This window comes from Streptomyces apricus, from assembly GCF_008369065.1.
Taxonomy (GTDB): Bacteria; Actinomycetota; Actinomycetes; order Streptomycetales; family Streptomycetaceae; genus Streptomyces; species Streptomyces apricus.
On the sequence record NZ_VDFC01000040.1, the window covers coordinates 305,379 to 318,510 of the forward strand.

Annotated in this window: 11 protein-coding genes and 1 pseudogene; 5 read left to right on the forward strand and 7 right to left on the reverse strand. The window is 73.4% G+C overall.

The features are described 5' to 3' along the window. Window positions 1-82 precede the first annotated feature (82 nt). Together FGF04_RS14320 and FGF04_RS14325 are read right to left on the reverse strand one after the other, a co-directional pair. Window positions 83-601, reverse strand: a complete 519-nt coding sequence (locus tag FGF04_RS14320) for a lytic polysaccharide monooxygenase auxiliary activity family 9 protein (protein WP_149511685.1) — start codon at window positions 599-601, stop codon at window positions 83-85. Window positions 602-1,154: 553 nt separating this feature from the next. Further along, complete coding sequence (locus FGF04_RS14325) at window positions 1,155-2,390, reverse strand: GNAT family N-acetyltransferase (RefSeq protein WP_149511686.1); 1,236 nt, start codon at window positions 2,388-2,390, stop codon at window positions 1,155-1,157. A 186-nt stretch (window positions 2,391-2,576) separates the two neighbouring features. Here FGF04_RS14325 and FGF04_RS14330 point away from each other — a divergent pair, with 186 nt between their 5' ends. Continuing rightward, window positions 2,577-3,758: a PP2C family protein-serine/threonine phosphatase gene (locus tag FGF04_RS14330; RefSeq protein WP_149511687.1), complete on the forward strand. Its 1,182-nt coding sequence runs from the start codon at window positions 2,577-2,579 to the stop codon at window positions 3,756-3,758. 94 nt (window positions 3,759-3,852) lie between these two features. Here FGF04_RS14330 and FGF04_RS14335 read toward each other — a convergent pair whose 3' ends face one another. Next, the gene (locus FGF04_RS14335; protein ID WP_149511688.1) at window positions 3,853-4,611 is read right to left on the reverse strand and encodes an LOG family protein; all 759 of its coding nucleotides are present in this window, start codon (window positions 4,609-4,611) and stop codon (window positions 3,853-3,855) included. Between the two features lie 87 nt (window positions 4,612-4,698). Beyond that, the gene (dapE, locus tag FGF04_RS14340; protein WP_149511689.1) at window positions 4,699-5,778 is read right to left on the reverse strand and encodes a succinyl-diaminopimelate desuccinylase; all 1,080 of its coding nucleotides are present in this window, start codon (window positions 5,776-5,778) and stop codon (window positions 4,699-4,701) included. A 171-nt stretch (window positions 5,779-5,949) separates the two neighbouring features. Between dapE and FGF04_RS14345 the strand changes: the two genes are divergently transcribed. After that, window positions 5,950-6,954: a heavy metal transporter gene (locus FGF04_RS14345; protein WP_235882330.1), complete on the forward strand. Its 1,005-nt coding sequence runs from the start codon at window positions 5,950-5,952 to the stop codon at window positions 6,952-6,954. 377 nt (window positions 6,955-7,331) lie between these two features. Continuing rightward, complete coding sequence (locus FGF04_RS14350) at window positions 7,332-7,769, forward strand: ATP-binding protein (protein WP_149511690.1); 438 nt, start codon at window positions 7,332-7,334, stop codon at window positions 7,767-7,769. Between the two features lie 179 nt (window positions 7,770-7,948). Here the strand turns inward: FGF04_RS14350 and FGF04_RS14355 are convergent, their stop codons facing one another. Together FGF04_RS14355 and fdxA are read right to left on the reverse strand one after the other, a co-directional pair. Continuing rightward, window positions 7,949-9,049, reverse strand: a complete 1,101-nt coding sequence (locus FGF04_RS14355) for a bifunctional succinyldiaminopimelate transaminase/glutamate-prephenate aminotransferase (protein ID WP_149511691.1) — start codon at window positions 9,047-9,049, stop codon at window positions 7,949-7,951. Between the two features lie 187 nt (window positions 9,050-9,236). Then, window positions 9,237-9,557: a ferredoxin gene (gene fdxA, locus FGF04_RS14360; protein ID WP_149511692.1), complete on the reverse strand. Its 321-nt coding sequence runs from the start codon at window positions 9,555-9,557 to the stop codon at window positions 9,237-9,239. A 141-nt stretch (window positions 9,558-9,698) separates the two neighbouring features. Here fdxA and FGF04_RS14365 point away from each other — a divergent pair, with 141 nt between their 5' ends. Together FGF04_RS14365 and FGF04_RS14370 are read left to right on the forward strand one after the other, a co-directional pair. Continuing rightward, entirely contained in the window at window positions 9,699-10,832 is a 1,134-nt protein-coding gene (locus tag FGF04_RS14365; RefSeq protein ID WP_149511693.1) for a GNAT family N-acetyltransferase, read from the forward strand. 17 nt (window positions 10,833-10,849) lie between these two features. Next, window positions 10,850-11,701 (forward strand): transglutaminase family protein, encoded by an 852-nt coding sequence (locus FGF04_RS14370; protein WP_149511694.1) that lies wholly within the window; start codon window positions 10,850-10,852, stop codon window positions 11,699-11,701. Between the two features lie 188 nt (window positions 11,702-11,889). On the opposite strand, the pseudogene FGF04_RS40055 reads toward FGF04_RS14370, so the two are convergent. Then, window positions 11,890-13,132: pseudogene (locus FGF04_RS40055) on the reverse strand (hypothetical protein); the annotation flags it as partial.

Below are 13,132 nucleotides of genomic sequence, written 5' to 3' on the forward strand. Positions count from 1 at the left end.
GAAGGTGGGGGGACTTCCGCCGCCGTACGCGCCGGTGGTGCGGGGGCCCGGCGGGCCGGACCCGGGGCCGGAGCCCGGCCGGTCAGCCGCCGACGTTGACGTCGATGCAGGCGTAGAAGGCGTTGTCGGTGTCGGCCACGTTCCAGACGGCCAGCACCTTCTGCTTGCCGCTGAGGCCGCCGAAGTCGACCTGGTGGTTCACCACCGCGCCCGGCTGGGCGCCGCCGTCGTCGAACACCGCGATGCGCGAGCCGCCGGCGTAGTACTCCCACGTGCTGGTGGAGTGCCGCGCGGTGAGCTTCCACGAGAACGTCGTGTTCTTCGCCACCGGGGTGACGGTCCAGCCCTTGCTGTCGTCGTCCAGGTCGGAGAAGCGGCTGTTGCCGCCGCTGCAGCTGGTCAGACCCTTGGGGCCCTCGACGCTCTGGGGCTCGTAGGTGATGTCTCCGCAGGACACCGTGCCCGCGGCGCACTGCGCCTGGCGGCTGGGCGGGTCCGAGATGTACCCGTGGGCGCTCGCCGATCCGGCGGGCAGGCTCACGGCGACGACGGGGGCGAGTACGGCGCCTATGAGGGCAGCCGTCTTCCTGCTGGCGTGCATGGGGACTCCTTCACTCAGGCCTTCCCGGGCACGCACGGTTGTGTGGGGGACCGTACGTGACGGGACCGGCCTCTCGGGTGGGGCCAAGAGGCGCGAAGGTGACGCGCTCCGGCCGTCCGTACGGGGCGGGTTGCTCGCGTGAAGAGCCAACTCCCCGAACGGAACGGCGCGTTCTGTTGGCCTAGACCATACAAGTGGCCCGTCGCGATGTGTCAAGGGCATGCCGTGGTGCCGCCAGGGGACCCCGGCCCGTCCGCGGCCGGACACGAGCGCACCCCCGCGGCGGCGTGGCGCGGGGGTGCGGCAAGGGCACGGGGAGAGGTTTTGCGCAGGTCGCGCGGGAGGTGGAGCGCGGACCGGCGGACCGGGCGGGACCGCCCGTCCGCAGCGGCCCGCGACGGCGTACGGCCGCCCGGAAATTTCCCTGACCGCCGACGGGACCGATCGGGCCGGCATACGTCCGGCCCGGCGGGGTACGCGGGGCTCCGACGGACCCTACGCGGCCGAACCCGGCCTACCCGGCGGGAGGTTCACGACGGCACAGAGAGCGCGTTCAGAAGCCGTGCGGCAGCCAGGGCGCGACCACGGAGGCGAAACCGAGCGAGGCCTCCGCGAGGGCGCCCCGGCGCAGCTCCCGTACGCGTCCCGCCGCGGCCAGCGAGGCGAGGGACACGCCGCCGAGGTAGGCCGCCCCCAACTCCCGTACCGACAGGCGCACATCGGGAGAGTCGGTGGTCCGGACGCAGGACGCACCCTTCGTGTCACCGGTGAGCCGCCAGCGGCCCTCGTTCCAGGGGCAGAAGGAGTCCTCGACCTCCAACACCACGTCCAGGGGCGCCTGGTAGGTACGGGCCTCCAGCGCCGCGCCGACGTCGACGAGGCGCACGTGGAGCGAGTCCCGCAAGGTCACGGCGCAGCGGCGGTTGTCGGAGACGAGGTGCAGCCAGGCGTCGTCCACGGGCCTGTTGTGCGTCTTCACGGCCGACACCAGGTCGATGTCGAACAGGTGCCGCCACAGCGCCGCGTAGGCCGCCGGGTCGAGCGCCTCCAGGTCGCGCAGCTCGACCGTGCCCTTCGGCCCGGCCGTGTCCCAGTCCGGCCGGATGCAGTAGCGCGCGTAGCCCACCACCTCGCCGTCACGCCGCGCGAGCACGCACTGCAGCGGCGACGTGCTCCTGCCGCCGCCGTCCGGCGGGAGCAGGGGCAGCCGCTCCCAGCCGGGCCGGCGCTCCAGCATCCCGGGCCGGGCCGGCACCCGGCGCGCGTAGAGCGCCTCGCAGGCATCGCGTACGGCCGGTGCGTCCGGTGCGACCAGCCGCAGCCGTACGTCGTCCGTGCCGTCCGGCACCGAGAGGCGTACCCGGGTCGTGTCGATCTCGGCCCGCAGCTGCTGGGTGGCGATGCCGTAGCCGAAGCGGCCGTAGATGGCAGGTTCGGACGCGGTCAGCACGGCGAGCGGCTCGCCCCAGGACCGCACGTCGTCCAGCTGGCGCCGCATCATCGAGGTGAGCACGCCGCGCCTGCGGTGCGTCGAGGCGACGCTGACCATCGTGACGCCCGCGGCCTGCACGGCGGCGCCGCCCGGGACCGTGACCCGGAAGCTGAACGCGCCGGCCGTGCCCACGCACTCCTCCCCGTCCCAGGCCCCGAGGGAACGGTCGAACTCCGTGAGGTCGCGCCACAGGGCCCGCTCCTCGGCGGGCTCCGCGACCCCGCCGAAGGCCAGCTCCAGCTTCCCGTACCACTCGTCCCAGTCCGCCGGGGTGAGCACGCGCACGTCTGTCGTCATGTCCCCATGCCTATCAGGGCGATCCGGGATCAGCGACCGGATTTCTCCCGGCCGGGCGGTGCCGGGTCCCCATCCGGCCGTACGCTCTGCGGGGGCCGGTTTTCCCTGTGACTTCCGTCCCCGGACGGGGGACAAGTGGGACCTCCCGTGCCAAGCACCTGGTCCGATGGATAGGGTCCCGAACTAATGGCAGCAGGACGAGAGCGGCGCGCGGCGGCCGATACGTTCACGGCCCGGTTGAAGAAGCAGGTACACCGGGTCCGCACCGGGCTGCGCAGATCCGCCGTCGACTACTTCCGCGGCGACGGATCCGACTGGGTCGCCCTCGCCGGGCTCCTGATGACCATTCCCGTGATCGCCTGCGTCACACTCATGAACTCCGTCTGGTGCTCCCCGGCGATGCTCGTCCTGCCGATCGTCGCGGGCGGGCTGCTGCTGCGGCCCTCCAGCCTGCTCGGGCTGTACGCGGCCGCCGCCACCGCGCTGATCGTGGAGTCCGTGAAGCTCGGCCCCTATACAGAGGGCCCCTCCCGGGTGACGCCGGGCATCGTGCTGGTCGTCGCCGCGTGCGGGTTCTTCGGGCTGCTGATCGCCCAGTTCCGCAGCCGGGTCGGGGTGCCGTGGCGGCGCGGCGGCACCATGCTGTTCGACCTGCGCGAGCGGATCCGGGTGCAGAGCAAGCTGCCGATGCTGCCGGCGGGCTGGCACCGGGAGATGGCGCTGCGGCCGGCCGGCGGCCAGTCGTTCTCCGGCGACTTCGTCGTCGCGGCCCGCACGAACGGCGGGCGCACCCTCGAAGTCGTCCTCACCGACGTCTCCGGCYAGGGGATGGACGCGGGGTCGCGGGCGCTGCTGCTGTCCGGCGCGTTCGGCGGCCTGCTGGGCTCCCTGCCGCCGCACGCCTTCCTGCCCGCGGCGAACGGATACCTCCTGCGCCAGGACTGGGACGAGGGGTTCGCCACGTCGACCCACCTCGTACTGGACCTGGACTCGGGTGACTACGAACTCTTCACCGCGGGGCACCCGCCGGGCCTCCAGCTCAACGCCGGCAACGGACGCTGGGAGGAGATGGCTGCGGACGGACCGCTCCTCGGGGTGTACGACGGCGCGCAGTTCGACCCCGTGAAGGGGTCGCTGCGCCCCGGCGACGTCCTGATGCTGTTCACGGACGGCCTGGTCGAGACGTCCGACCGCGACATCGTCGAGGGCATCGACCGCCTGACCGGGGAGGCCGACCGGTACGTGGCGGGCGGCTTCCACGGGGCGGCGTGGCACCTGATCGAAGCGGTGGCGAAGGACGTCAACGACGACCGGGCCCTCCTCCTGATCTGCCGAGAGGGAGCAACGACGGGCCCGGCGACGCTGTGAGCTCCCCGCGCCCTAGGTATRTAGGGGCGCGGGGAACTGCGCGGGAGCGCGCAGCGCGACAGGGGGGTCTGGGGGCGCAGCCCCCAGCGTCCCGCTACCGGCCCGCCTCCTTGGAGACCAGGGCTACCGCCTCGTCCACGTCGTCCGTCAGGTGGAACAGGAGCAGGTCCTTCTCCGAGGCCTTGCCCTGGGCGATCAGGGTGTTCTTGAGCCAGTCCACCAGACCGCCCCAGTACTCCGTGCCGAAGAGCACGATCGGGAAGCGCGTCACCTTCCGGGTCTGGACGAGCGTGAGGGCCTCGAAGAGCTCGTCGAGGGTCCCGAGCCCGCCCGGCAGCACCACGAACCCCTGGGCGTACTTGACGAACATCATCTTGCGCACGAAGAAGTAGCGGAAGTTGAGCCCGATGTCGACGTACTCGTTGAGCCCCTGCTCGAAGGGCAGCTCGATGCCGAGGCCGACGGAGATGCCCTTCGCCTCGCAGGCCCCCTTGTTGGCGGCCTCCATGGCCCCCGGCCCGCCCCCGGTGATCACCGCGAAGCCCGCCTCGACCAGACCGCGGCCGAGCGCGACCCCCGCCTCGTACTCGGGGGAGTCCGCCGGGGTTCGCGCCGAGCCGAAGACGCTGATGGCGGGCGGGAGTTCGGCGAGCGTGCCGAAGCCCTCGATGAACTCCGACTGGATGCGCAGCACGCGCCAGGGATCGGTGTGCACCCAGTCCGTCGGAGCGCGCTCGTCCAGCAGCCGCTGGTCCGTCGTGCTCTCCTGCACCTGTCCCCGCCTGCGCAGCACGGGGCCCAGCTGCTGCTCCTCCGGTGGCTGTGCGCTGCCCTCGGGATTGCCGGTAGCCATGTCCGCTCCCTCCGCTTGGCGATCGTTCCACCTCAGCGTAGATCGGCGGAGGTGAAGGAGGGGGGACGCCGGGGTGTCCGCCGTGGATCAGGCCGTCAGCCAGGCCCTGAGCCGTTCCTCGCCCGCCAGGATCTTGGCGGTGTCGACCCGTTCGTCCCGCTTGTGCGCCAAGTGCGGATTGCCGGGGCCGTAGTTGACCGCCGGGACGCCGAGCGCGCTGAAGCGGGAGACGTCCGTCCAGCCGAACTTGGGCTGCGGGGTGCCGCCGACGGCCTCGATGAAGGCCGCCGCGGCCGGGTGGGAGAGGCCCGGCAGCGCCGCCCCGCTGTGGTCGTCGACGACGAACTCGTCGACCCCGCAGCCGGCGAAGACCTCGCGGACGTGGGCGAGCGCCTCCTCCTCGCTGCGGTCGGGCGCGTAACGGAAGTTGACGGTCACCACGCACTCGTCGGGGATGACGTTGCCCGCCACCCCGCCCGAGATCCCGACGGCGTTCAGGCCCTCGCGGTACTCCAGGCCGTCGATGACCGGGTGGCGCGGCTCGTAGGCGGCGAGGCGCGTGAGGATCGGGGCGGCGGCGTGGATGGCGTTCGCGCCCATCCAGCTGCGGGCGGAGTGCGCCCGCTCCCCCGTGGTCTTCAGCAGCACCCGCAGGGTCCCCTGGCAGCCGCCCTCGACCTGCCCGTCGGAGGGCTCCAGGAGGACCGCGAAGTCGCCCTCCAGCCACTCGGGGCGGGCCTCGGCGACGTGCTTGAGGCCGTTCAGGTCCGCGGCGACCTCCTCGTTGTCGTAGAAGACGAAGGTGAGGTCGCGGTTGGGGGCCGGCACCGTGGCCGCGATCCGCAGCTGGACCGCGACGCCCGACTTCATGTCGCAGGTGCCGCAGCCCCACAGGACGCCGTCCTCGTCCAGGCGCGAGGGCACGTTGTCCGCGATGGGCACCGTGTCGATGTGGCCGGCCAGGACCACGCGCTCGGCCCGGCCCAGGTCCGTCCGCGCGACGACGTTGTTGCCGTAGCGGTCGACGGTGAGGTGCGGCAGGGCGCGCAGGGCGGTCTCGACGGCGTCCGCGAGGGGCTTCTCGGTGCCGCTCTCGGAGGGGAAGTCGACGAGCTGCGCGGTGAGCCGGGCGGCGTCCAGGGTGAGGTCAAGCGGGGTGTCGGCCATGGCGTCGACCCTAACGCGCCGGACCGGAGGGGCCTGCTCGGTCCCCCGGCGCCGGGATCGTCCGCGGACCGCGGATGTTCGTCGGCAGCCCGCAGATCTTCGTCCGGAGCCCGCGGATCCTCCTCCGTAGACCCAGGGATCGGCGATCGTACTCTCCAGTACCTTGTACGGGTGCCTGAGCCGTCCCCCACTTCCGTCACTCGCGCACCCGCCGCCCGTGTACGCCGCGGCCGCCTCCTGCGTCTCGCAGCGGCCCTCGCCGTGCTGCTGGGCGTCGCGGGCTACCTGACCGTGCAGTACCTGACCGGCGGGTCCGGAGCGCCCAGATGCACGGTCGTCTCGGGCCGGGGCGACGGGGCGTCGTACGAGTTCACGGCGGAGCAGGCGGTGAACGCGGCGACGATCACGGCGGTCGGCACCAACCGCGGCATGCCCGAGCGGGCCGTCACGATCGCCCTCGCCACGGCGCTCCAGGAGTCCGCGCTGCGCAACATCCGCCACGGCGACCGGGATTCGCTCGGCCTCTTCCAGCAGCGGCCCTCGCAGGGCTGGGGCACCGAGGAGGAGATCATGGATCCGGCGTACGCGGCGGGCGAGTTCTACGAGCACCTGGCCAAGGTGGCGGACTACACGCGGCTGCCGCTCACCGTCGCCGCGCAGCGCGTCCAGCGCAGCGGCTTCCCGGACGCGTACGCGAAGCACGAGCCGGACGCGGCGCTCCTCGCGGCGGCCCTGACCGGACGGACCGCCGCCACGCTCACTTGCGGGGGCCGTCCGGACGTGCGGCCCGGCGGTCCGGAGGCGGTACGGGCCGCGCTCGTACGCGACTTCGGGCGCGGGGTCTTCCAGGAGGCGGGCGCCGCGGTGGCCGCCACCCCCTCGCCCCCCTCGGGCACCCCCTCCCCGGCGGTCCCGTCCGCCGGGGCGAGCGGCTCCGGGGAGMACCGGACAGTGACCGTGCCCGTGCCCGCGGAGGCGGCCACCGGGGGCGGGCAGCGGCAGCGCGGCTGGGCCCTCGCGCACTGGGCCGTGGCCAACTCGTCCGCGCTGCGCCTCGAACAGGTGTCGTACGCGGGCCGGGTGTGGACCGCCGGGACCACCCACGGCGCGTGGCGGGAGGACGGATCGGGCTCCCGGAAGGACACCGGAGAGGTCCGCATCGTCACCGGCCGGTAGTACTGGTCAGCAGTACGGACGCTCACTCCTCAGGGGCACTTCCGGCGTGCCGCGTCGCCCGTTCGCACGGGTTTTCCGCAGGCCTCTCCCGCACCGCCCCTTCCGGCGCCGGATCCCTTGCGAACAAAGGGCTGCGGGCACCCCGGCGACTTTCTCCGCCCGTCCCGTTCGCCCGGGTTTCTCCGCAGCCGATAATGCGACGCATTGCCAACTCTTTACGTCGGGCCACCGCAACCTTCGCGGACTTCGAGCGGTAGTCACTGCGTCCGAGCCCGGAACGATCAACAGCCGGTCGATCCACGGCCGCCGGCAACCAGTCGGCGGACCGCCGGGCGCGGTCGAACACCTCATCGTTCTCTCCCCGTCAAAGGAGCACCATGTCCCTCCCCCTGACCCGTCGGATCGCCCGTGCCGCGCTGCTCATCGCAGCGGGGGCGGCGCCCGTGGTCGGTGCGGCCGGCTCCGCGAGCGCGGCCGAACTGCCGGCCACCCCCGACCTCGGCGGCGTGACCGCGCTGGACAACGCCGGCACGACCGTCGACGGTGCCACCCAGCACGCCACCGGGATGGCCGGCGACACCGGCAGCAAGGCCGTGAAGAAGGCCGTGCCCGCCGCGGGCAAGACCGGCGGCAAGGCCGTCAAGACCGCGACGCCCGCCGCGCAGAAGGCCGCCGGGGACCTCGCCGGGACCACGGGTGGCGTGGTCGGCGAGACGGCCGGGTCCGCCACGGGTGGCGGTCTGCCGACCGACTCCGTCACCAAGGGCGGGCTGCCGACCGAGGGGCTGCCGCTGCAGGGTCTGCCGCTCGGCTGACCGCCGGTTGCACGGTGAAGGGGCCCAGGGAAGTTCCCTGGGCCCCTTCCCTTGTGCAGCAGCAGGCGCGGGCGCCTGTGGCGGGACGGCCGGAGGGCACGGGGCGCGTGCGGGCTCGGTGGGGGTTGAGCGCGCAGTTCCCCGCGCCCCTGAAAAGGGCTGCCCCTTCGGGGCCCTTTTCAGGAGCTTGTCAGGCGGGTTGCCGCCGCCTGGATCCGTTCGTCCGTCGCCGTCAGGGCCACGCGGACGAAACGGTCGCCCGCGGGGCCGTAGAAGTCGCCCGGCGCCACCAGGATGCCCAGGTCGGCCAGGTGGGCCACCGTGTCCCAGCAGGGTTCGTCGCGGGTCGCCCAGAGGTAGAGGCTCGCCTCGCTGTGCTCGATGCGGAAGCCGTGCCGCACGAGGGCGTCGCGCAGGGACCGGCGGCGGGCCGCGTACCGCTCGCGCTGCTCCCGGACGTGGGTGTCGTCGGACAGGGCGGCGACCGTGGCGGCCTGCGTGGGCGCCGACGTCATCATGCCGCCGTGCTTGCGGATCTGGAGCAGGTCGCCCAGGACCGCCGGGTCACCGGCGAGGAACGCCGCGCGGTAGCCCGCGAGGTTGGACCGCTTCGACAGCGAGTGGACCGCGACGATCCCCTCGTACGAGCCGCCGCACACCTCGGGGTCCAGGACCGAGACCGGGTCGGCCTCCCAGCCCAGCTCGATGTAGCACTCGTCGGCGAGGACGAGTACGCCGTGCTCCCGCGCCCAGGCGACGATCCGGGTGAGCTCCTGCCGGGACAGCACGCGGCCCGTGGGGTTGGACGGGGAGTTCAGCCACAGCAGCTTCAGGCCGGCGGGGTCCAGGTCCGTGGGGTCGTCGTACGCCACGTGCTCCGCGCGGGCCAGCCGGGCGCCGACCTCGTACGTCGGGTAGGCGAGCCGGGGGTACGCGACCCTGTCGCCGGGGCCGAGGCCCAGCTGGGTGGGCAGCCAGGCGACCAGTTCCTTGGAGCCGACCACCGGCAGGACGTTGCGGTGGGTGAAGTCCCGTGCGCCGAGCCGCCGCTCGCACCAGCCGACCAGCGCGTCCCGCAGCTCCGGGGTCCCCCAGACCGTGGGGTAGCCGGGCGAGTCGGCCGCCGCGACCAGGGCTTTCTGCACCAGCTCGGGCACCGGGTCGACCGGGGTGCCGACGGAGAGGTCGACGATGCCGTCCGGGTGGGCGGCGGCCGTCGCCTTGAAGGGCTCCAGCTTGTCCCAGGGAAAGGCGGGGAGCCGGTCGGAGACTGCTGACACGGGTTCTGGCTCACTTTCTCGCGCGGAGGACACGTCCATGCGTACGACGGGCGCGCACAACGCGTAGGGCGCGTACGGCGCGTGCGGCAAACACGGCGGTCCCGTACGGCGGCGGGGCCGTACGGGACCGGGGCGGCACGCACCCGGCCGTCGTACTGCCGGGAGGGGCCGCTTGCGCGCGGACCGCCTACTGGTTCTGCGGCGGGAGTCCTGCGACGAAGGGGKGGTCGCGCTCGATGAGCCCCAGCTTGCTGGCACCGCCGGGCGAGCCGAGCTCGTCGAAGAACTCGACGTTCGCCTTGTAGTAGTCCTTCCACTCCTCGGGAGTGTCGTCCTCGTAGAAGATCGCCTCGACCGGGCAGACCGGCTCACAGGCACCACAGTCGACGCATTCGTCCGGGTGGATGTACAAGGACCGCTGGCCCTCGTAGATGCAGTCGACCGGGCACTCCTCGATGCACGCCTTGTCCTTGACGTCGACACAAGGCTGCGCGATGACGTAGGTCACGCTGTCGTTCCTCCTCGATAGGGCGCTGGCGAGCCGTCTTCAGGCTCCGCCACCTGGCGCGCGGGAGCGCGGCGTCGTCGATGCCCGCACCTAGTATCTCCGTTCTTGGGCATGATCCGAACAGGAGGGTTGGACTGAGCTGTGGATTTCTCTCCCCACTTCCGTCTCGAAGTCCGTGTCACCCCCGCTGACGTGGGGAAACGCGTCTCGGTGCGGCAGTTGCGAACAAAGGCCCCTGAGGGTGAGAAGTTCACCGACACGGTCGGTGTTCTCACATCATGGGACGACGGTGTGCTGCTGATCACACGCCGGTCCGGGGAAGGTGTCCGCATCCCGGAATCGTCGCTGGTGGCGGGCAAGGTGGTGCCCTCCGCGCCGGCCCGGCGGCGCGGCCCCGCCGCCTCGTACGCGGAACTCGCGCGGATCTCCGCGCGGGCCTGGCAGCCGGTGGAGCGCGAACCGCTCGGCGAGTGGGAGCTGCGGGCCGCCTCCGGCTTCACCCGGCGTGCCAACTCGGTGCTGCCCCTGGGCGATCCCGGCATGCCGCTGGACGAGGCGCTGTCGCGCGTACGGGAGTGGTACGCGGCCCGCGGGCTGCCCGCCTATGTGCAGACCGCGACCGGCGCCGAGGGGACGCAGGAACTGCTGGGCGCGGAGCTGGAGTCGCGGGGGTGGGTGCGGGAGGTCTCCGCGGAGCTGTGGACCGGGGCGCTCGCGCCGGTGGCCGACCTGCCGGACGCCGGGCGGACGGTCACGCTCTCGCGCGAGGCCGACGACGGGTGGCTGGGGCGCTACCAGCGCAAGGGGGTGAGCGAGGTGGCGCTGCGGGTGCTGGGCAGCGGGCCCTCGGTGTGGTTCGCGACCGTGCCGGGTTCCGGGGCGGACGCCGGGGCGGGGGCGCCGGCGGCGATCGGCCGCTGCGTGGTGGACGGCCGCTGGGCCGGGTTCGCCGCGGTGGAGGTGGACCCCGCGCTGCGCCGTCAGGGCCTCGCCACCACGGTCATGACGGCGCTGGCCCGCCGCGCCCTGGACGAGGGCGCCTCGGCGGCCTGGCTCCAGGTGGAGACGGACAACACGGCCGCCCAAGCCCTGTACACCCGCTTGGGCTTCACCCCACACCACACGTACCACCACTACCGAGCCCCGGGCCCCGTAAGGGGCGCGGGGAACGGCGCGAACGGCCCCCACCGGCCCGCACCCGACGACGCGACCCGTCCGGAGGACCCCCGCAGGGAACACCATGGCGGTGCCACCGACCGCTATCGATCGGCGTGAAAGGGCACGAGGCACCTATGCGTCCACTTCATCCCCCCGGACCGGAGCGGAGCGCCGAGTGGCGGCGGCGGTTCGGCGACGAGGCACGGGCCGAACGCCCCGACCTGTCCACCCTGTGCCTGCTGGTGGGCGCCCAGGCGGACGGCGCGCTGACCGAGGCCGGGATGGACGCGGCACAGATCGAGCTGGACCGGCTGGCCGGGGAACTCCCGTTCCGGCCCGGCGGCCCCCGGTCCTGGGCCACGGCACTCGCCGAGCACCTCGGCGGCACGCTCGGGTTCCACGGCACGCCCGGCGACTACCAGCGGCTGCAGTCCTCCCTGCTCCACGAGGTGCTGCTGCGCCGCCGCGGGCTGCCCATCCTGCTGTCGGTGGTGTGGACGGAGGTGGCGAGGAGGGCCGGGGCGCCCGTCTACGGCGTCGCCCTGCCCGGTCACTTCGTCGTCGGCTTCGGTCCGCCCGAGGAGCAGGTCCTCGTCGACCCCTTCGACGGCGGCCGGGTCCTGACCGGCACCGACGCGGCGCTGATGGTGGCCGGGGCCACGGGTGCGCCGCTCGATCCGTCGATGCTGTCGCCCGCCGATCCGCTCGACGTCGTCCTGCGCATCCTCAACAACATCCGGGCCTGGGCCGCTGCCCGGCCGGAGCGTTCCGAGGTGGCGCTGTGGGCGGTCGACCTCTCGCTGCTGCTGCCCTCGCACCCGGCCCGGCTGCGGTACGAGCGGGCGCAGCTGCTCGTCCAGCGGGGGGACTTCCTCTCGGGTGCGCGGGAGCTGGACGCGTACGCGGAGGTCGTGGCCGCCGTGGACGGGCCGGCGGCCGAGCGGGTGCGGCGGCAGGCGCATGCGGCGCGGGCGATGCTGAACTGAGGCTCCGCCGGTCGGTCCGGCTGTCCTGGCCACCAGGACAGCCGGGCCGCCGGGACCGGCCTGCGCCGTCGTCGGGTGCGGGCCCGTGGGGGCTGGTCGCGCAGTTCCCCGCGCCCCTGGGGGGCAGGTGCGGGCGCGTCGTGGCCGGTCGCGCAGTTCCCCGCGCCCCTTACGGGGCGCGGCAGGGGCTAGCTCGGGTCCGTGTCGATTACTCCGGTTCGTTCCTCGGGTGTCTTGCCGAGGAGGGCCGGGCGGAGTACGCCGATCACGTCCTGCGGGGTCACCGGCGTCTTGCTGCCGTTGCCGCGGGTGATGAGCACGCCGTCGAACGCGCCGCCGTACAGCTCCTTGAGCGCGTCCAGGTCGTAGTGGTCGACCAGCTTGCCGTCGGCTGTGGCCTTGACGCCGAGGAACTTCCACAGGGAGTTCTCCGGGCTGAACTGGACCACCGCCGTGCCCGCCTTGACGGTTACCAGGCCCGACATCGCCGGCTCGGCGAACTCCTTCATCATCCGGTCGACCTCGGCCTTGGAGACCTTGGGCTCCCGGGCCGTGGTGGGCACCCGCACGGCGGCCGACCGCCCGGTCTCCACCTGGGTGCGGTACGCCGCCTCGACGGCCTCCGCCGACCGGTCGACGTCGATGCCCTTGCCCGCCTTGCCGTAGACGGGGACGGCCTTGCCCGACTGGAACTTGATCGTTCCTTCGCTCGCCGAGCCGGAGCCGCCGGCGGCCCGCTCCAGGGCGGCGGCCAGCTTCTCCTCGTCGACGGGCATCACGGGGGCGACGACCCGCTCGTTGCCGAACAGCGAGCCGATCACCGAGACGGGGTTGTAGTCGCTGCCCGCGGCGGCCCGCACGGTGGCCTGGCCGTCGAGCTGCAGCCCGGCCTGGTCCGGCTTGAGCGCGACCCTGTCGCCCTCGACCGAGAGCTGCAGCGGCTTGGCCGCACGCTCCTTGAAGGCGTCGTCCAGCTTCTTGACGGCCTCGTCGCGGGTGCCGCCGCCGATGTCCACGCCGAGCACGCTGGTGCCCTTGGGCACGTCGGAGTGGTTCATGAGCAGTCCGGCACCGTACGCCATGCCGCCCAGCACCACCACGCCGGTGACCAGCAGCACCAGCTTGTTGCGGCCCTTCTTCTTGGGCCGCGCGGCCGCGGCCGGGGCGGGCGACACCGGCTCGGGCAGCTTCGGCGGCTGGTGCGGGAGGGGGCCGTCGGTGTGCGCGCCCGGCCCGAACGGCGAGTTCGAGGCGGGGGGCACGACGGGGATGCCGCTGGTGAGGGTGTGCCCGGAGACGTTGTCACCGGCGCCGCCGTAACCCGGCGCGCCCGATTCGGGTGCGGGGATCTGCGGGGTGAGGATCGCGGTGTCGTCGCTCAGCGTGCCACCGGGGCGGCCGCCGGCGCCCGCGGGGCCGCCGGGGAACGCC

What these genes read in the sequence shown, in the direction of transcription:
- FGF04_RS14350 (WP_149511690.1), top strand. Translation starts at nt 7,332, where the DNA reads ATGTCCCTCCCCCTGACCCGTCGGATCGCCCGTGCCGCGCTGCTCATC.
- dapE (WP_149511689.1), bottom strand. Translation starts at nt 5,778, where the DNA reads ATGGCCGACACCCCGCTTGACCTCACCCTGGACGCCGCCCGGCTCACC.
- FGF04_RS14325 (WP_149511686.1), bottom strand. Translation starts at nt 2,390, where the DNA reads ATGACGACAGACGTGCGCGTGCTCACCCCGGCGGACTGGGACGAGTGG.
- FGF04_RS14370 (WP_149511694.1), top strand. Translation starts at nt 10,850, where the DNA reads ATGCGTCCACTTCATCCCCCCGGACCGGAGCGGAGCGCCGAGTGGCGG.
- FGF04_RS14335 (WP_149511688.1), bottom strand. Translation starts at nt 4,611, where the DNA reads ATGGCTACCGGCAATCCCGAGGGCAGCGCACAGCCACCGGAGGAGCAG.
- FGF04_RS14320 (WP_149511685.1), bottom strand. Translation starts at nt 601, where the DNA reads ATGCACGCCAGCAGGAAGACGGCTGCCCTCATAGGCGCCGTACTCGCC.